Origin of the sequence: Streptomyces sp. NBC_00376 (assembly GCF_036077095.1) — a bacterium.
Lineage (GTDB): Bacteria > Actinomycetota > Actinomycetes > Streptomycetales > Streptomycetaceae > Streptomyces.
Genome location: NZ_CP107960.1, coordinates 6,707,504 through 6,724,245, shown reverse-complemented (window position 1 = coordinate 6,724,245; position 16,742 = coordinate 6,707,504). Strand labels below are relative to the sequence as shown.

The window sequence follows — 16,742 nt, the reverse complement described above, 5'->3', positions numbered from 1 at the left end:
GCCGTTCTCAGCTGCTGATACTTCGTTCACGGTACGCCCCGGGAGTGACACCGCCCCATTTCGGCCCCGGTGCGAGCACTCCGACGGTCAGCAGGAACTGCGCGGCGATGTAGGTGAGCATGATCCAGAAGTCGGGGGCGGGCAGCTGCGGCCAGTCCGCGATGCCGGTGGCGATGAGCGCGTCGGAGAGCAGGAAGAGCGCCCCGCCGGCGGCCGCGTACCGGCCGAGGGTGCCGGCCCGGAACGCCATCGCCGTGAGCAGCAGGCTGTAGCCGGTCACCGGGATCCGCAGATCCGCGGGCAGGTCGGGCCAGAGCAGCACGACGAAGGCGGTCAGGACGACGGCGTACGCGATCGCGGCGGGCAGCGAACCGCGCGCCCGTCCGAAGAGCCACAGGTAGCAGACGTGACCCGCGGCGAAGGAGCCCATCCCGACGAGGAAGGCGGCATCGGCGTCGAGCAGCAGGAACGTGTCGCCGCCCCAGCCGAACAGCAGCGCCGCGACGAGCAGCCGGGGCCCGCGCCGGGCGGCGGCGTACCCCGCCAGCAGCGGCATCAGCAGCGGCTTGGCGACGACGTGGGCGGCCGGGACGTCGGCGAGCAGGCCGACGAGGTCGACGGCCGAGGCCACGAGGAAGGCGATGAACAGCGGGCGTACGAGGCGCTCCCGCCGGTCCGGTACGGCGTCCGCGCTCATCCGGCGCTCTCCTGGGCGGGGGCGGCCTTACGGGCTGCCGTTCCGGCCGGCTGCCAGCCGGGCCCGCGGAAGATCCGCCCGGCCCGCTCGCTCCAGCTGCCCGCCGACCGCACGTCACGGGCGATGGCGGCGTACTCGTGGGTGGCGACGCGGAGCGGATTGAAGGTGTCGATGTTCTTGGTGAGCCCGAACACGGGCCGCTCGGTCTCGGCGGTGAAGGACCCGAAGAACCGGTCCCACAGGATCAGGATGCCGCCGAAGTTCCGGTCCAGGTAGCCGCCCTGCGAGGCGTGGTGCACCCGGTGGTGGGAGGGCGTGTTCAGTACGTACTCGAAGGGCCTGGGGAGCTTGTCGATGCGCTCCGTGTGCACCCAGAACTGGTAGACGAGGTTCGCCGACGAGCAGAAGGCGAGCGCCGCCGGATGGACTCCGCACGCGATCATCGGCAGGTAGAACGGCCAGACGGTCAGCGAGGTCCAGGGCTGGCGCAGCGCGGTGGAGAGGTTGAACTTCCGGCTGGAGTGGTGGACCACGTGGCAGGCCCAGAGGATCCGGATGACGTGGTGGCCGCGGTGCGACCAGTAGTAGAAGAAGTCCTGCGCGAGCAGCATCAGCAGCACGGTCCACCAGAGCACGGGGACGCGGAGCGGGGTCAGCTCGTAGACCGCGGTGTAGATCGCGACGATGGGCACTTTCCACAGCAGGTCGAAGGCCAGGCTGCCCAGCCCCATGGTGATGCTGGTGACGGCGTCCTTCGCCTCGTATCCGGCCGCGTCCTCGTCGGGGTGGAAGTGGTGGAGGGCCATTTCCAGCACGGTGAGCAGGACGAAGGCCGGTATGGACCAGAGGACTACATCGGGCAGGTTCGTCGGCATGCCTGCACCGTAGAGCCGCAGGTCGGCCCGGGACTAGACGTAGTTACCAACAAGTATGCGAGACGCGGCGTCAGCAGTCTTTGGTGACTTCTGACAGTGCGGACGTCGTACGATCCCTGCGCTGGAGCTTCCAGGGGGAAGGAACTGCCTTGCAGGGTCTGGAAGTTGCGCTGGTCCGGCCGGCCACCACGGTGATCGGCACGGTCACCAGGTCACTGGTGACGCCGAAGCCCGGCGCGGGCCTGGTCCGGGACCCGGTGCGCCCCTCCCCCGCCCGGCCGAACCGGACCGGCTGGCGAAGGTGCTCGGCGGCCGGCTGATGGACTCCTGCGCCGGACTGCCGGAGCACGAGCGGCCGGCCGCCGTGGAGGCGGTGCGGGACGCCTTCGCGGCGGCGGGCGAGCTGACGGCGGACCGGCTGTTCGCCATGGACCTCGATCCGGAGCGGCTGGCCGCCGAGCTGCCGCCGCCCGCCGCGGGGCTGTCGGAGCGCGCGGCCGGGCTGTACGGGGAGCTGCTCGGCCGGTGCTGCGTACATGTCGTGGAGCAGCTGACCGCCGAGCCGTCCTTCGCGGCGCGCGCGGCGGTGGAGCAGGCCCGCGCGGCGCAGCGGACGCGGGAGCTGGTGGAGGACGTACGGAACGGGTCGGCCCGCGCCCGGACGCGGCAGCCCTGGACTTCGAGCGGCGGTACGCGGAGTTCATGGCCGCGACGCACTGCCGGATGGGCCTGTTCGGGCTGGCGCTCGGGCGGTCGGCGGCCGAGTGGCCGCTGGAGACGGCCTGCATCAGCCTTTCGGTCAGCGGTAATGGTGCCCGGCAGGACTGGATGGAACACCCGGCCACGGTGACGGCCGGTCTCGACGGACTCAGGATCACCCTCGGCAGCGAGACGAGGGCCATCGGCACCGACCTCTTCCCGCCCGAGCGGATCGTACGGCCCGGCTAAACCCTCAGACCCCCACCGCACCCAGCAACTCCCCCGCCCCATAGGTCACCGCCATCGCCAGCGCTCCCCCGGCCATGTTCCGCAGCACCGCCGGCCCCACCCGTGCCTCGCCCAGGCGGGCGCTCCACCAGCCCGTCAGGGCCAGCGCGGCCAGTACGGACAGCACGGTCACCAGGAGCCGCAGCGACGACGGGGGCAGCACGATCGCCAGCAGCGGCAGCAGCGCGCCGACCGTGAACGCCAGGAAGCTCGCGCCGGCCGCGTGCCACGGGTTCGTCAGCTCGTCCGGGTCGATGCCCAGCTCCACCACCGCGTGGGCGCGCAACGCATCGCGTTCGGTGAGCTGGAGGGCCGCCTCCCTGGCGACTTCGTGGCTCAGGCCCTTGCCCTCCAACAGGCCGGTCAGCTCGACCAGTTCCGCCTCGGGGGCCTCCTTCAGCTCCCGCTTCTCCGTCGCCAGCGCGGCCATCTCCGAATCGCGCTGGGTGGAGACCGACACGTACTCGCCCGCCGCCATCGACATGGACCCGGCCAGCAGTCCGGCCAGGCCCGCCGTGAGCAGGGCACCGCGGTCGCCGGTGGCACCGGCCACGCCGACGACCAGGCCCGCGGTGGAGACCACCCCGTCGTTGGCGCCGAGGACCGCGGCACGCAGCCAGTTCAGCCGCGTGCCGAGGCCATTGCCGTGCGGTTCGTCGTGCGCCTGGGTATCCGTCACCCCGGGATGTTCTCACTCCGCCCGGTCACCGGACGCGTACCGACACCACGCTCAGCACTGTGGTGTCGGCGTGAGCGACCGGACATCACCTGCCGGTATGCGCCGCAACTTCCCCTTGCCGCCCGTCTTGATGGTCACCGCGTCGCCATTGCTCAGCACCAGTTCGCCGCATGTGATGCCGACGGGCGTCGAGACCAGGACCTTCGGCCCGGCCGGCTTCTCGTCCTTGGCCGCTTCGGCCGGCACGACCCAGGAGACCGCGATGGCCGCCACGATCGCCGACAGCCCGACGACCGAGCAGCGCCGCGCCGCGGTCAGTGCGTCGTGGGTGTGCTCGACCTCGTCCATCACGGCGGACAGCAGCTTGTCCCCGCTCAGCCACATACGCTGCCCGAGCTGACCGTGCGCGGCACGCACCGCGACGAGCGCTCCGGTGAGCAGCAGAGCGAACGCCAGAACGAGGAGCGCCGCCGTCGTCCAGCGCCATGTCGCGGGCATGCCCGCGACGCTTTCGCGGCCCTTGAGGACGAAGACGACGCCGACGAGCCCCGTCAGTGCCGTGAGCCCGTTCCGCCAGCCCTCGGCCTGTTTCCGTACGGCGGTGAGCTGTTCGAGCTGGAGCTGCTGGCCGAGCTGAGCGAACCTCTTCCTCGTCAGATCGGTCATGGCACCGGCACGTCCCAGAACGCGCCGCAGCCGGTGTCCGGCAACTCGGACGGCCGGTCCGGATGCGGGAATCCGCACTGGCAGTAAACCAGGATGCTGCCGGTGAGCCGCTCCGGCGCTCGCCGTCGGCCTTTGTACGGGCCGAGCACGCCGTGCGCCACCCGGAACACACTGCTCGCGTGGCAGTTCGGGCAGGGGCCCGTGACCGTGTACCAGCGGCCGTCGGCGGAGAGCGCGACGGTGGGGCTGCCGGCCGGTTCGAGCTCCTGTTCCCGGAACGGTGTCAGATCGTGGGCCGGGGGCATCCGGTGCTCCTTTCGTTCGCCGCCGCGCGGTACGGCTCCGCGGGCGGTGTCGGTGCCGGGGCGTCGGGGTACGTGTCGGGCACTTCCAGGCCGAACACTCCCGCGTACAGCTTGAGCCGCTCGACGACTGCGGCGGTGGTCCATTCGAGTTCCCGTGCGCTGACGGCGATCCGCTCGCCGGAGACCCGGCCGCCGAGTGCCGGGGCGCGGCCGGTGTACTCCTCGGTGAGCAGGATCAGATCCTGCCACAGCGGGATTCCGGAGAACTCCGTTCGCTCGACGAGCAGTTCGACCCCGAAGGGACGGTAGAGCGCGAGCCGGTCCCAGGCCCGGCCCATCGGCCAGCCGAAGCGCGCGGCGACCCGCAGGAGATCGACCGGGCCGACCGGCCGGTCGCCGGCCAGGTCGTCGAGGAACATCGCCGTGTCGTGCTGCGTCGGACGCCACTTCGCCCACTCCGCGGCGGCCATGTCGTCCTGGGGCTTCCACGGACTGCCGAGCACGGCGAACCGGCTCAGCTCCCGCACGCTGTCTCCGAGCGTGCCCTCCCTGCTCCGGGCGTGCTGCACCAGTTTGGCGACATCGGGCCCCGGCAGCCAGCGCACCCCCTCCGGCGTCCACTCGCAGCTGGCTTCCACGTCCGCCACGCTGACCCGCGCCTCGGCCAGGTCATCGGGCAGGGGCAACATCTCCGTTTCCACACCCAGCAACGGGGCCATCTCGGCGAGTCTGGCATACACCGCTCCGAGCGGCAGAGCGCGCGCGGCGGCCGCCAGCACGGCGTACGCCGAATCCAGGCGGGTCGGGCCGCTCATGTCTTTCAGCCACGTCAGATCCCACGTCCATGGCATGAGGAGACCCATGCCGTCGGGCGGAGCGGTCAGCCAGCGGTCGACGAGCCCCGGGGCAGCCGCGTCCACCAGACCGGATTCCGCAAGGCTGGTCAGCGCCCCGACGATATCGGTGGTATCCGCCAGGGACCTGCGCACATTGACGGCGATCTCGGCGAGCGGCGCCAGATGAGGTGACGCCCATTCACGCCCCTTGTACCATCCGTACCTTTCGACGGACAGGGTGGGCTCCGCCACCAGCGCGGACTCGAGTTTGGTGAAGCTCCTGTCCTTCAGACCGTCCAGATCGGGAAGGCTCAGTTCCTTCGACTCGAACCACGGAGCGAAGCGCTCGTAGACCTCCCCCACCGTCGTCGATGTCCTGGCAGCGGCCAGTGCCCAGAATCGCGGGGACGGGCCGTGCTTCTGCCAGTGCCTGTACTCGAACGCGGCTTCCACGTCTGCGAACATCCGCATGACGTCGAAGCTGCCCTCGAACTCGGCCATCTCTGCGTCCGCGGACATCCCGAGCCACCCGTACCGGCGGATCACCTGCTCGTACTCCTCTGCGGAGGGCGGTTCGTCGAGCCGGAGCGGGCGTTCGTCCCCGGCGAATTCGGGGTGCAGGCGCAGCACCTGGATCTCCCGCTTCGTCGCGACCGCGTCGGCGTCCGCCGGAACGGTGCCGAGATCCAGGCCCAGCGGCTCCAGTGGAAATCCGGCGGCGCTGAACCGTTCGGCCCGCGCCAGCGCTTCCCGCCAAGGGAGCCCCGCCCGCAGAGAGAAGTCATTCAGTACGGACAGCACAGGGGCGCGCTCCGGCTCCGCGTCCTCGGTGTTGCTCGTCCACGTCCTGATCGACGACTTGCTGAACAGTCGGCTGTCCGTGAGCAACTCGCAGTCCACGGCATCGAGTTCCATCGCATACGCGGCATCGAGGTCGGGAAGGACGGGAACGCGGACGCCGGCGATGGCGTATCTGCGCAGCCTGTGGAGCAGTCCGGCAAAGGTCGTGGGCCGGTCCCCGGGCCGCGGCACCACGGCCTCTTCGAGGTAGATGCGGCTGCCGTAGTCCCCAGCGGCCATCCCGCTCTCCCACGGCAACGGCTGCGGGTATCCCGCCAGCGATTCCGGCGCCGGCACGTTCGCGAATTCGTCGTCCACGGGGATGCGGACGGAACGCAGGGCGGCCACCCGCCATGCCACCAGCCCGGGCGGTGCCGATCCGAGGGTGCCGTGCCGACCGTCCCGGGGCTTCGTGCCCGTATGCAGCACAACGTCCACCGGAAGGCAGCCGACCCCGCGCAGAGACACCCCCGCGCCCCGGTCCCAGCTGGTCGTACTGGCCACCACGGCGTCCGCTTCGAGGAGCCTGTTGACGAGCAGTTGCGCGCCGCCTCGATGGGCGTGCGCGAAGTTCCACAACCACTCCACACTGAACCAGGGCGGGAGGTCCATGTGCTCGGCGAGTTCACGGACATGCCGCGACACCCAGTCCTTGTCGAACTCGAGAATTCTCGTTCTGCTGGTGTCCAGGTCCGGGGAGTGCGTCTCCCTGAGGTCGACCACGCACCCGTACATCGGTTCGTCCCCGATCACGAGACGCGCGCTGAACGACCTGGCCGCCTCCGCGTCGCGCTTGCCCGTCGGCGTCCAGATCCCGTCGACGAGCAGACAGCCCGGGCCGGGCACCCACCACACGTTCCGGTCGGCCCGGACCGGGCTCGCGCTGTCCCCGTCGTAGTAGAGGACGTCCTTCTCCCACTCCTTGACCACGGCGCCGCTCCGCTCCACCCGCATGGTGTAGTCGCAGAGCCATACCCGCTTGGCCAGTTCGTCCGCCACGTCGATCGCATCGCTGTTGAGATAGAGCCGCACCCGGGTCCCGCCTCCCGGCTGGGCGGCGTCGCTCTCCTTGATACGGAAGAGGCTTCCGCTCGACGCGATGTCCACCCGCAGCCCGCGCCCGGATTCCGGGCGGCCGAACTCGTCCGTCACCCGGGTCCAGATGCTGATCTCGTCGGCCAGCATGAAGTAGCTGAACACACCGATGCCGAAGCGGCTGTTCGGATAGAGCCGGAGGTCCTTGTCGACCGCGCGCCAGCGGGCCTGTTCCCTCCGGTACTCCCTGGACTGCTCGAACCGGCGGCCCGCACGCGAGAAGGTGCTCCGCAGCGCGGCCTGGCCCATTCCCACGCCGTTGTCCTCGCACTCCACGTACGGGCGGCCGTCGTCGTCGACACCTTGCCGGAATACGATCTCGCCGTCCCAGCCCTGCCGGATGCCCCCCTTCAGCTCGCCGTAGCGCACCCGTGCGCTGCGGTAGCGGCAGGCGTCGAGGGCGTTCTGGTAGAGCTCGCGCAGGGCCAGGGCCCGGTCGCCGTACAGCTGGGACCCCATGAGGAGTTCACGCATCTCGTCCTCGGCGAGGCTGAAGCGCATGAGCGGCAGTCCGTAGGCGTCGCCACGGCCGGCGGGGCGCAGTTTGTGGCAGGTCACGCGTTCGGGAAGATGGGTGAGCGGTCCTCCGGCCTCGCCCGGCGAGAGGTGCTGCTTGATGTGCTGCACGGCGTCGTCGGCCCAGCCCGTCAGCGTCTCCAGTGCGGCGTGCACCGCGGGGTGCGGGCACGGCAGGTCCAGGTCGACCGAGGCCCCGAGGCGGTCTCTGGACCAGCGCAGTTCCTGGACGCCTGCGACCGCCTGGGCGGGGACGAGGCCGTCCGTGACGCCGACGTTGTCCACCAGGACGCCCGGCATGTCGCGGAGGTCTCCGCCGAGGAGACCCGCGAGGCCGATCAGCCAGGACAGTTCACGCGGTCGCCACCGTTCGGCAGGGCCGGTTCGCGGGACGACTTGTTCCGGGCCCTGCGGCCCCTCGGCGGGTTCGCGTTCCCCGGCGTACGGCTGCGCCGGCACCACGGCGGTCTGGCGGCAGACCCGCATCAGCCCGTCCATGAGCTCCGCGGACCGGGCGGACGCCTCACCGGTGCCGAGCAGGGCGGAGGCGAGCGGGGCGAGCAGGCCCGGCGCGTAGGTGTCCCAGAGCTCTTCGCGCCCCGCGACATGGCGGTGCATCAGCCAGGCGGCGACGGCCCCCGCCTCCTCCTTCGCGCCCCGGCTCGCCAGTTCGCGCCCCTTCCGCCAGATCAGCGGATGCGCGGCGAAGGTGTGTTCGAGGTCGATCCGGGCCTCGCCGCACCCCAGCTCACTCACCGCCGGTTCGAGCTGGTACGGACTGGCGGCCGCCGCCTCCTTGACGCCCATCGCGTAGACGGCCTCGCGGACGAACGGCGCGGCCAGGAGCACGGCCAGCTCGGACGGGTCCAGCAGCGGACCGCCGAGGGTCACCGACGGGGCCAGCAGCGCCCGCAGTCCGCTCGCCAGTACCCGTACCGGATAGCCGTCGTCGGCCCAGGGGTCGGGGATCTCGGTCAGTGACTGCGCCCGCAGCCTGGCGCACTCCAGGGCCAGCCGCTCCAGGGCCTTCTGCAGTTCGCTTCTGCGGTCCTCACCGCACTGGACGGCCGCCCAGAGCTCGGGGTCCCGGATCGCGACGGACCACTCCTCCTGAAGTGTCTTCCCGGTGCAGAGTTCGGTGCCGGCAATCGCCGCGGGGCCGCTCGGTGCGTAGTGCACGGTGGGCCGTTGCTCGTGCTGGGCGGTCCGGGCGAACTCCGCGGTTCTGCGGACGGTGTGGGAGATGACGTCGCTGACGGTCCGCGGGGACGTGTCCGAGGCCAGGGCGTCCGCGAGCGCCCTGGTGAAGTGGCTGCCCTGGAGTTCGTCCGAACCACAGGTCTGGCCCGCCGCGCAGCCGAAGACGACGGCCACCCGGTCCCGCCACGACGGAAAGTTGGTCGCGGGCCCGCCGAAGGAGCCCACACCGTCGGGTTGTTGCGCGTCTCGGCAGGCGTCGATGCTGAGCAGGACCGTGCCCGCCTTGCAGCCCTTGAGCAGCGTCGTCAGATCGAGGCCGATCAGGCTGTCGGCGTCGACGTGCGGCGGATCGGTCGACCAGTTGAGCTGTGCCTCCGAGGGCACGAGGTAGTCGGCGCCGTCGACGGACAGTCCATGGCCGGTGAAGTGGATCAGTACCGTGCCGTCCTCCGGTGCCGTGCAGCAGACCCGGCTGATGGCGCTGACGATCCGGGACCGCAGAGCCGGCCGGTCCGAGGAGAGCCCCAGTGTCTCGACGCTGTATCCGGACGAACGCAGCGCGGCATCCATCAGCTCGACGTCCCGCTGCACTGCTTGGGTCAAGTCCGGGAAATGGTCGCTCAGTTCGTACTGCGGCACAGCGATGAGCAGTGCCTGCCTGCTGTTCCCCACGGCCGTCGCCTCCCCCCGTCGGGCCTGATCGTGCAGATCACCATGCCACAGGTGAACGGCGGCCCGGACGGGGTTCGGCGACCGCAGGTCACCAGACGCGTACCGACCCGCCCGGGGCGAAGGCGGGGCTGGTCGCGCCGGCCGGAACCTCCTTCAGTGGTTCGGCGATCTCCTCGACCGTCGGGCCGACCTCGGCCGCGATGCGGTCGAGCGCCGCCAGGTCGAAGCCGTAGACGCGGGCCGCGTTGCCGCCGGTCATCGCAGCGACCTCCTCGGGCTCCACGCCCGCGTACGCGATCCGCAGGGCCTCCCGTGTGTACGGGGCGGTGCCCTCGTCGTGCGGGTAGTCGCTGCCCCACATGATCTTGTCGAGGCCGATCCGGTCGCGCAGCGGCACCTCGTGGGGGCGCATGAAGCTGGCGCCCACGTAGCAGTTGTCGCGCCAGACCTCGCTGGGGCTCGCTCCCATCGAGGCGGCCAGCCCCGCACCGAACCTGGATTCGGCTGTGGTCGCCCGGGTCGCCGCCGCGACCAGGCGGCCGTGGTAGTAGTCGAGCATCCCGACGACGCCCGGGATCCAGCCGGAGCCCTGTTCGGTGAGGACCAGTTTCAGTCCGGGGTGGCGGCGGAAGGCCCCGCCGAAGATCAGGTGCCACAGCGCCCGGTGGGAGAACCAGGTCGTCTCCACCATGAAGACGGCGCGGGCCGCCGGTTCGTCGCCGAGCGGCGGGGAGGCCGAGCCGCCGTGGTGGTTCACCGGTACGTCCAGCTCCTCGCAGACCGCCCACAGCGGGTCGTACGCCTGCGAGTACAGCTCCGGGACGCCCGAGCCGGGCGGTGCGCCGGGCAGCAGGATGCCGCCGGTGAGGCCCGCCTCCTTGGTTCGGCGGACCTCGCGGACCGCTTCGGCCGGGTCGTTGAGGAGGATCTGTGCCACGCCCGCGCGCCGGCCCGGTGCCTGCGCGCAGAAGTCGGCGAGCCAGCGGTTGTGGGCGCGCAGGCCGGCCCAGCGCTGTTCGTACTCCTGCCGGGAGGGCGCGGGCGCCATCAGGGAGGCGGAGGGGAAGAAGGGCGGGATGGTGTTGGGGAAGACGACCTCCGCGACGATGCCGTCCGCCTCCAGTTCGGCGAGGCGGCGCTGCGAGTTCCAGTTGCGGTCGGCGGTGTCGGCGACCAAGTCCTCGTACGGATTGACGTAGGCCGCCGCCCAGGCGTCGAAGTCGTCGTGGTGCTTCGACTCCAGGTAGGGCCGGTAGTCCAGGAGATCGGCGCCGGCATGGCAGTCGGCGGAGATGACGGTGTAGCGCTCGCGGGGCATCAGCCGGCCCCCAGGACCGGGAAGTCGTGGCCGGTCAGCCAGTGCCGGCCGGTCTCGCGCGAGCGCGTCCAGGACGCCTCGACCGCCGCCTGGTCGGTGCTCTGGCCCAGGTCGGCGGGGGTGGGGCCGATGCGTTCGGCGATCGGGGCGAGCTTCGCCGTGTCGAAGCCGAACACCTCGGCCGCGGCGAGGCCCAGCATGCGGCGGGTCTCGGCGACGGGGATGTCGTGGAAGGTGTCGCGCAGCCATTGGGCGGTGTTCGGCCAGGTGCCTTCGGGGTGCGGGAAGTCGCTGCCCCACAGGATGTTGTCGACGCCGATCTCGTACCGCTGGGCGAGTTCGCGGCGCTTGGTGTTCGTGGCGCAGATGAAGACCTGGCGGTCGAGGTACTCGTGCGGGGGCCGCTTCAGTTCGGCGAACGGGGAGAGTTTCTTGCCGCCGTGGGCGCCGAGGTAGAGCCGGTCCATGAACCAGAGGAGGTTCGGCAGCCACCAGCAGCCGGACTCGGCGACGCCGAACCTCAGCCCGGGGTGGCGTTCGAAGGCGCCCGACCAGAGCAGGAACCAGAGCGGGCGGGACGGCCACCAGGTGACCTCGGAGACGTAGATCCCGAGGTGGTCGCCGTACTCGTGGCGCGGGGCCGCCCCGGAGTGCGTGACCACCGGCATCCCCGTCTCGGCGGCGGCCGCCCACACGGGGTCGTAACGGCGGTCGTGGTAGGGCGCCTTGTCCACCCACATGGAGGGGATCATCAGCGCGCCGAGGCCGGAATCCTTCGCCCGGTGGATCTCCGCCACGACCCGGTCGACCTCGCCGGTGACGGGCAGCAGGGCGACCCCGCAGTGGCGTTCGGGGTTCTGCGAGACGAAGTCGGCGAGCCAGCGGTTGTGGGCCTGCGCGCCCGCCATGCCCAGTTCGGGGTCCTGGTCGCCGGAGAGGCCGAGGCCGACGCCGAAGGGCGCGGCGGTGCGGCTGTCGACGGCGTCCGCGTCGGGGAAGACGACCTCGGCCGCCACCCCGTCGCCGTCGAGTTCCTTCAGCCGCCGGGCGGCATCCCAACCGCCTTTCAGGCCTTCCTCGTTGTCGTGGAACCACTTGTCGGCGAAGGCCTCGTTGCGCACACCGAGGCGGGTCATCTCCTCGCGGCGGCGGTCGCGCCCGGCGAGGAAGTCGTCGAAGTCCCGGTGGAAGCGGGGGTCGAGATAGGGCCGGTACTCCTCCGTGGGCAGCCCGGCGTGGCAGTCGGAGGAGATGATCAGGTAGGGGTCGTCGGTCATCGCTCGCTCCTCAGTCGAGTATGAAACTCTCCAGGTACGACGGGTTGGCCCGCTCCAGCATCGACTGCGACCTGGCGCGGATCTGCCGGTCGCTGTGCTCGCTGTCCGGCAGCATCCAGAAGCGGTCGGCGCGTATCCCGTCCACGACGGTCGCCGCGACGTCCTCCACCGGGGTGAACTCCACCTCGTGGCCCGCCGCCCGCATCGCGGACTCCCATTGGCCGAGGCTGCGGTACGGGGTCCTGCGCGGGCGTTCCTTGGCGTACCGCTCCGGCCGGTTGCGGTGCGACTCCCACAGTCCGGTGCGGAGCATGTGCGGTCCGGGGAAGAGCACCGAGGCGCCGACCGTGACGCCCTCCGCCTTCAGGTGTGCGTACAGCGACTCGGTCATCGTGACGACGGCGGACTTGGTGACCGCGTACACGGAGGCGGTCGGCAGCGGTGCGATCCCGCCGTCACCGGACGAGGTGTTGACGACGTGGCCGGGGGCGCCGCCCGCGATCATGCGCGGCACGAACGCCTGGATGCCGTGGAAGACGCCCCAGACGTTGACGGCGAACGCCCATTTCCAGTCGTTCGGTTCGTGCTCCCACATCCGGCCCTCGGCACCGGAGCCGACACCGGCGTTGTTGCACAGCACGTGCACGGCGCCGAAGGTGTCGTACGCGGCTTCGGCCAGGGCCTGCACGGAGTCGCGTTCGGCGACGTCGACGGCCCTGGCCAGCACCCGCGCACCGTCCTGGCGCAGTTCGCCCGCCGCCTTGTCGAGCGCGTCCTCCTCCACGTCGGCGAGGACCACCTTCAGTCCCTCGGCGGCGAACCTGCGTGCCATCGCGAGGCCGATGCCGCTCGCGGCGCCGGTGACGACGGCGACCTGGCCCTCCTCCAGCCTCATCGGGCGCTCCCTTCCGGCGGGCCGTCGTGGATCTGCTGCGGGTCGTCGTAGCGCTGGTGGATGTACGGCAGCAGGGCCTTCGCGCTCACCCGCTCCACGGCCCTGCCCCGCTGGTCGCTGGTCTTCTCGCCGATGGTGAGTTCGACCAGCCGCCGTACGGGGAGGTCGGCGACCGGGTCGTACACCGATTCGCGCAGCACCACGTCGCCCGAGACACGTTCCAGCCTGCGGACCTTCTCGTGGCGGGTGCAGTGGATCAGCACGGGGTCGGAGTCGAAGCCCTCGCCGTCCACGGCGGGCAGGAACTTGAAGTAGAAGTCGAGTTTGTCGGCAGGTTCGGGCAGGGGGAGCGGTCCGCTCACCGCGCCGCGCACCTCGACGAACTCGATGCCGTGGCGGGCGAGCGCGGCCCGGACGACGAGGCCGTCGCGTTCGACGCTCACCTCGCCGAGCTTCTTCGGTTCGCCGAACACCTCGCGGCCGCCGATCAGCGCCCGTTCATGGGTCATCGGCATGACGAGCGGATACCAGCCCTCGTGGCCGTCGTGGACTGCGGCGACCGCGACGGAGCCGGCACCGAGCGGGTAGCCGGGGAGTTCGACCGTGCTGATACTGGCCCGGACGAGCGGGCGCCCGGCCGGCTTGAGGGGCGGCGGCAGGACGGCCGCCACCGCGTCGGGGTCGCTCTCCCAGAGGGCCACCACACCGGTGGACCAGATGTCGGGGAGCTGGGAGCGGGCCGCGCGGGCCGCCGCGATCTCGGCCCCGGTGCGCGCGCCGTACCGTACGCGTGCCATGTCGTACCACCCTTCTCGGTCGTCCGTGGATCGGTCGTCCGTGACTCGGTCTCCGTGGATCGGTCTCCGTGTCCCGGTTCTCCGTGCGGGTTCTGTAACACAGTTACACCGACGCCGATGAAGGGTAAATAGGCATGCATGTAACGGAGTTCGAGAATCAAGGAGCGCTGTGGCGCGATCGTCGCTGACCCGCGAAGAGGTCCTGGACACGGCCGCCGCCCTGGTGAAGCGGCACGGGCCGCAGGCCCTCACCATGCGCGCCCTCGCCGCGGAGCTGGGCACCGCGGTCACGTCCATCTACTGGCACGTCGGCAACCGTGAATCGCTGCTGGACGCCCTCGTCGAGCGCACCGTGCGCGAGATGGGCACCCTCCGCCCGGCCGGCCGGACCCCGGCGGCCCGCATCGTCTCCGTCGCCCGCGGCCTGCGCCGCGAGCTGCGGGCCAGACCGCATCTGATCGCGATGGTCCACGAACGGGGGCTCACCGAGCGGATGTTCCTCCCCGCACAACAGGCCCTCGTCCACGAGGTGCACGCCGCGGGGCTGCGCGGGGCGCGGGCGGCGGCGGCGGTGCGGGCGGTGCAGTTCCAGACCGTCGGCTTCCTGCTCGTCGAACGCAACCGGGAGCGGTCCCCCGTCCAGTCCCCCGGCGAGGGCGATCTGTGGGCCGCGTCCACCGCGGACGACGACCCGGCGCTGGCCCGCGCGCTGGCCCGGCCGGCCGACCCGGACCGGCTGTTCGCGGATTCCGTACGGGCCCTGGTGGAGGGGCTGCTGGCGGGCCCCGTGCGACAGGGGCCGGGCCGCGGACCCGGGGCGCGGGGGCGGGCGGCCGAATAGGAGACTGTCAGTCGCGGCCCGTATTCTCTGTGACCATGCTCGACGACCGCCAGACCGCAGCACCGTGGCCGACCGCCTACCCGCAGGGGTACGCGGTCGTCGACGTGGAGACCACCGGACTCGCACGGGACGACCGGATAGTGTCCGCCGCCGTCTACCGTCTGGACGCGCAGGGCAATGTCGAGGACCACTGGTACACCCTCGTCAACCCCGAGCGCGATCCCGGCCCGGTCTGGATCCACGGCCTGACCAGTGAGGTGCTCGAAGGCGCCCCGCTCTTCCCGGAGGTCGCCGCGCAGCTCTCCGAGCGGCTCGCGGGCCGCGTCCTCGTCGCGCACAACGCGGCCTTCGACTGGTCGATGCTGGCCCGGGAGTACGCACGGGCCTCGGTCGTCGCCCCCGTCGAGCAGCGGCTGTGCACCATCGCGCTCGCCAAGGAGCTGCGGCTGCCACTGCCCAACCACAAGCTGGCGTCGCTGGCCGCGCACTTCGGCGTCGTGCAGCAGAACGCCCACCACGCCCTGGACGACGCCCGGGTGCTGGCCGAGGCGTTCCGGCCGAGCCTGCACGCGGCGGCGCGGGACGGGGTGCGGCTGCCGCTGCTGGAGTGCCGGCCGCTGACCGAGTGGTCGGACTCCCCGGTCACACCGCGGATCGGCTTTCAGGCCTCGTACGGCCAGAACAGCTGGCGCGCCTCGCGCAAGCGCCCGGCGTGCCCGTATCCGAACCCCGGGCGGTACCAGAAGGACAAACCCCTCATGCAGGGCATGCGGGTGGCCTTCTCCGGGGACACCTCCGTCGACCGCGAGCTATTGGAGGACCGGGCCGTGGAGGCCGGGCTGCATGTGGCGACCAGCGTCTCCCGCCTGACCAGTCTGCTGGTCACCAACGACCCGGACGCGTCGACGTCGAAGACGGTCAAGGCGAAGTCGTTCGGCACACCGATCCTGGACGAGAGCGCCTTCACCCACCTGCTGCGCGATGTGGCACCCGCAGGCGTGCAGGTGCCCGCGCCGTCATCGGAGTGAACCGGCGCGACTCGCCCGCCCGCCGCTCGCCCGCCGCCGCCCCCGCGTCCGACCCTGTGGCGCATGGCACGTTGTGAGGTTTGCGGAAACGACTACGGCATGTCCTTCGAGGTGCACGCGCAGGGCGCGGTGCACGTCTTCGACTGCTTCTCCTGCGCCATTCACCGCATGGCGCCCATCTGCGAGCACTGCCGGGTCCAGATCATCGGCCAGGGTGTCGAGGTCGACGGGCACTGGTTCTGCGGCGGGCACTGCGCCCGCGCCGAGGGGAAGGTGGGCATCATCGACAAAGTCTGAAGCGCGGTCGCGTCCCCTTCCGCGACCCCTGCGCGTCGCACCCCACGGCACAGTTGTACCGTCGTGGGGTGTACCGCTTCCTGTTGACCCGGCAGTGGCTGATCCTCGCCCTCCTCGCCCTCGTCCTGATTCCCACCATGGTCGAGCTGGGCTTCTGGCAGCTGCACCGGCATGAGCACAAGGTCGCGCAGAACTCCCTGATCTCCCGCAATCTCAAGGCGGAGCCGGTTCCGGTCGCCTCCCTCACCGCTCCGGGCCACACGGTCCCGCGCTCCGACTACTGGCGGACGGTGACCGCCACGGGTACGTACGACACCGCGCACCAGGTGGTCGTGCGCCGCAGGACCTCCACCGACGGCCGGATCGGCGTCCATGTGCTGATCCCGCTCGACCTCAAGGGCGGCGGCACGGTCCTGGTCAACCGCGGCTGGGTGCCCTCCGCCGCGAGCCAGCAGGCCTTCCCCGACGTACCGGCCGTGCCCAGGGGCGAGGTGACCGTCACCGGGCGGCTCAAGGCCGACGAGACGACCGACGCCAGCGGCATCAAGGACATCTCGGACCTCCCGGACCGCCAGGTGATGCTGATCAGCAGCTCCCAGGAGGCCAAGAGGCTCTCCCGGCCGGTGCTCGGCGGCTACATCGAGCAGACCGCGCCCGAGCCCGTCGGCGACTCCCCGGAGCTGATCGAGGCCCCCGACGACAGCTCGATCGGCCCGCACATGGCGTACGCCGTGCAGTGGTGGCTCTTCGCCGCCGGTGTCCCGGTCGGGTACGTGGTGCTGGCGCGCCGGGAGAAGCGCGACCGGGCGGAGGCGGCGAAGGCCGCTGCCGGGGAGCAGCAGCCAGCCGAGCCGGAGAAGCCGGAACCCGCCACGGCCTGACACCGTGTCCGCCGGATGCGGGCCGGGGCGTGCCCGGCCG

The 16,742-nt window shown here is 71.3% G+C and carries 16 protein-coding genes; 6 read left to right on the top strand and 10 right to left on the bottom strand.

Annotated elements, in window-relative coordinates; all coding sequences use genetic code 11:
* Window positions 1-7 precede the first annotated feature (7 nt).
* Window positions 8-697, bottom strand: coding sequence for a lysoplasmalogenase (locus OG842_RS30360; RefSeq protein ID WP_266736356.1), 690 nt, complete (start codon window positions 695-697; stop codon window positions 8-10).
* The gene (locus OG842_RS30355; RefSeq protein WP_266736357.1) at window positions 694-1,572 is read right to left on the bottom strand and encodes a sterol desaturase family protein; all 879 of its coding nucleotides are present in this window, start codon (window positions 1,570-1,572) and stop codon (window positions 694-696) included. The genes OG842_RS30360 and OG842_RS30355 overlap by 4 nt, the downstream gene beginning before the upstream one ends.
* A gap of 149 nt (window positions 1,573-1,721) precedes the next feature.
* On the opposite strand from OG842_RS30355, the gene OG842_RS30350 reads away from it, so the two are divergent.
* On the top strand, window positions 1,722-1,892 hold the full coding sequence (locus OG842_RS30350) for a hypothetical protein (RefSeq protein WP_323185879.1): 171 nt from the start codon (window positions 1,722-1,724) through the stop codon (window positions 1,890-1,892).
* Window positions 1,874-2,422: an NACHT N-terminal Helical domain 1-containing protein gene (locus tag OG842_RS30345; protein ID WP_328512577.1), complete on the top strand. Its 549-nt coding sequence runs from the start codon at window positions 1,874-1,876 to the stop codon at window positions 2,420-2,422. Before OG842_RS30350 ends, OG842_RS30345 begins: the two co-directional genes overlap by 19 nt.
* A gap of 102 nt (window positions 2,423-2,524) precedes the next feature.
* Here the strand turns inward: OG842_RS30345 and OG842_RS30340 are convergent, their stop codons facing one another.
* The 8 genes from OG842_RS30340 to OG842_RS30305 form a co-directional block, all read right to left on the bottom strand.
* Entirely contained in the window at window positions 2,525-3,238 is a 714-nt protein-coding gene (locus OG842_RS30340) for a VIT1/CCC1 transporter family protein (protein WP_266736358.1), read from the bottom strand.
* A gap of 51 nt (window positions 3,239-3,289) precedes the next feature.
* On the bottom strand, window positions 3,290-3,904 hold the full coding sequence (locus OG842_RS30335; RefSeq protein WP_266736360.1) for a hypothetical protein: 615 nt from the start codon (window positions 3,902-3,904) through the stop codon (window positions 3,290-3,292).
* Window positions 3,901-4,209 carry a hypothetical protein gene (locus OG842_RS30330; RefSeq protein ID WP_266736361.1) on the bottom strand — a complete coding sequence of 103 codons (309 nt, stop codon included), beginning with the start codon at window positions 4,207-4,209 and terminating at the stop codon, window positions 3,901-3,903. The genes OG842_RS30335 and OG842_RS30330 overlap by 4 nt, the downstream gene beginning before the upstream one ends.
* On the bottom strand, window positions 4,188-9,368 hold the full coding sequence (locus tag OG842_RS30325) for an HD domain-containing protein (protein ID WP_266736362.1): 5,181 nt from the start codon (window positions 9,366-9,368) through the stop codon (window positions 4,188-4,190). The genes OG842_RS30330 and OG842_RS30325 overlap by 22 nt, the downstream gene beginning before the upstream one ends.
* Window positions 9,369-9,456: 88 nt before the next feature.
* Window positions 9,457-10,686: an amidohydrolase family protein gene (locus tag OG842_RS30320; RefSeq protein WP_266736363.1), complete on the bottom strand. Its 1,230-nt coding sequence runs from the start codon at window positions 10,684-10,686 to the stop codon at window positions 9,457-9,459.
* Window positions 10,686-11,963 carry an amidohydrolase family protein gene (locus OG842_RS30315; RefSeq protein ID WP_266736365.1) on the bottom strand — a complete coding sequence of 426 codons (1,278 nt, stop codon included), beginning with the start codon at window positions 11,961-11,963 and terminating at the stop codon, window positions 10,686-10,688. The genes OG842_RS30320 and OG842_RS30315 overlap by 1 nt, the downstream gene beginning before the upstream one ends.
* A gap of 10 nt (window positions 11,964-11,973) precedes the next feature.
* The gene (locus tag OG842_RS30310) at window positions 11,974-12,858 is read right to left on the bottom strand and encodes an SDR family NAD(P)-dependent oxidoreductase (RefSeq protein ID WP_266736367.1); all 885 of its coding nucleotides are present in this window, start codon (window positions 12,856-12,858) and stop codon (window positions 11,974-11,976) included.
* Window positions 12,855-13,655, bottom strand: a complete 801-nt coding sequence (locus OG842_RS30305) for an acetoacetate decarboxylase family protein (protein ID WP_266736369.1) — start codon at window positions 13,653-13,655, stop codon at window positions 12,855-12,857. Before OG842_RS30305 ends, OG842_RS30310 begins: the two co-directional genes overlap by 4 nt.
* Before the next feature lie 169 nt (window positions 13,656-13,824).
* Here OG842_RS30305 and OG842_RS30300 point away from each other — a divergent pair, with 169 nt between their 5' ends.
* The 4 genes from OG842_RS30300 to OG842_RS30285 all read left to right on the top strand — a co-directional run bounded on the left by OG842_RS30300 (window position 13,825) and on the right by OG842_RS30285 (window position 16,702).
* A complete protein-coding gene (locus OG842_RS30300; protein WP_266736371.1) occupies window positions 13,825-14,496 on the top strand; it encodes a TetR/AcrR family transcriptional regulator in 672 nt (223 codons plus the stop codon).
* A gap of 29 nt (window positions 14,497-14,525) precedes the next feature.
* Window positions 14,526-15,524, top strand: a complete 999-nt coding sequence (locus OG842_RS30295; protein ID WP_266736373.1) for a DEDDh family exonuclease — start codon at window positions 14,526-14,528, stop codon at window positions 15,522-15,524.
* 63 nt (window positions 15,525-15,587) lie between these two features.
* Window positions 15,588-15,821, top strand: coding sequence for a hypothetical protein (locus OG842_RS30290; RefSeq protein WP_072482991.1), 234 nt, complete (start codon window positions 15,588-15,590; stop codon window positions 15,819-15,821).
* Window positions 15,822-15,889: 68 nt separating this feature from the next.
* The gene (locus OG842_RS30285) at window positions 15,890-16,702 is read left to right on the top strand and encodes an SURF1 family cytochrome oxidase biogenesis protein (protein WP_266736375.1); all 813 of its coding nucleotides are present in this window, start codon (window positions 15,890-15,892) and stop codon (window positions 16,700-16,702) included.
* The last annotated feature ends 40 nt before the right edge of the window (window positions 16,703-16,742 follow it).

What these genes read in the sequence shown, in the direction of transcription:
- OG842_RS30360 (WP_266736356.1), bottom strand. Translation starts at nt 697, where the DNA reads ATGAGCGCGGACGCCGTACCGGACCGGCGGGAGCGCCTCGTACGCCCG.
- OG842_RS30355 (WP_266736357.1), bottom strand. Translation starts at nt 1,572, where the DNA reads ATGCCGACGAACCTGCCCGATGTAGTCCTCTGGTCCATACCGGCCTTC.
- OG842_RS30335 (WP_266736360.1), bottom strand. Translation starts at nt 3,904, where the DNA reads ATGACCGATCTGACGAGGAAGAGGTTCGCTCAGCTCGGCCAGCAGCTC.
- OG842_RS30330 (WP_266736361.1), bottom strand. Translation starts at nt 4,209, where the DNA reads ATGCCCCCGGCCCACGATCTGACACCGTTCCGGGAACAGGAGCTCGAA.
- OG842_RS30320 (WP_266736363.1), bottom strand. Translation starts at nt 10,686, where the DNA reads ATGCCCCGCGAGCGCTACACCGTCATCTCCGCCGACTGCCATGCCGGC.
- OG842_RS30315 (WP_266736365.1), bottom strand. Translation starts at nt 11,963, where the DNA reads ATGACCGACGACCCCTACCTGATCATCTCCTCCGACTGCCACGCCGGG.
- OG842_RS30310 (WP_266736367.1), bottom strand. Translation starts at nt 12,858, where the DNA reads ATGAGGCTGGAGGAGGGCCAGGTCGCCGTCGTCACCGGCGCCGCGAGC.
- OG842_RS30305 (WP_266736369.1), bottom strand. Translation starts at nt 13,655, where the DNA reads ATGGCACGCGTACGGTACGGCGCGCGCACCGGGGCCGAGATCGCGGCG.
- OG842_RS30290 (WP_072482991.1), top strand. Translation starts at nt 15,588, where the DNA reads ATGGCACGTTGTGAGGTTTGCGGAAACGACTACGGCATGTCCTTCGAG.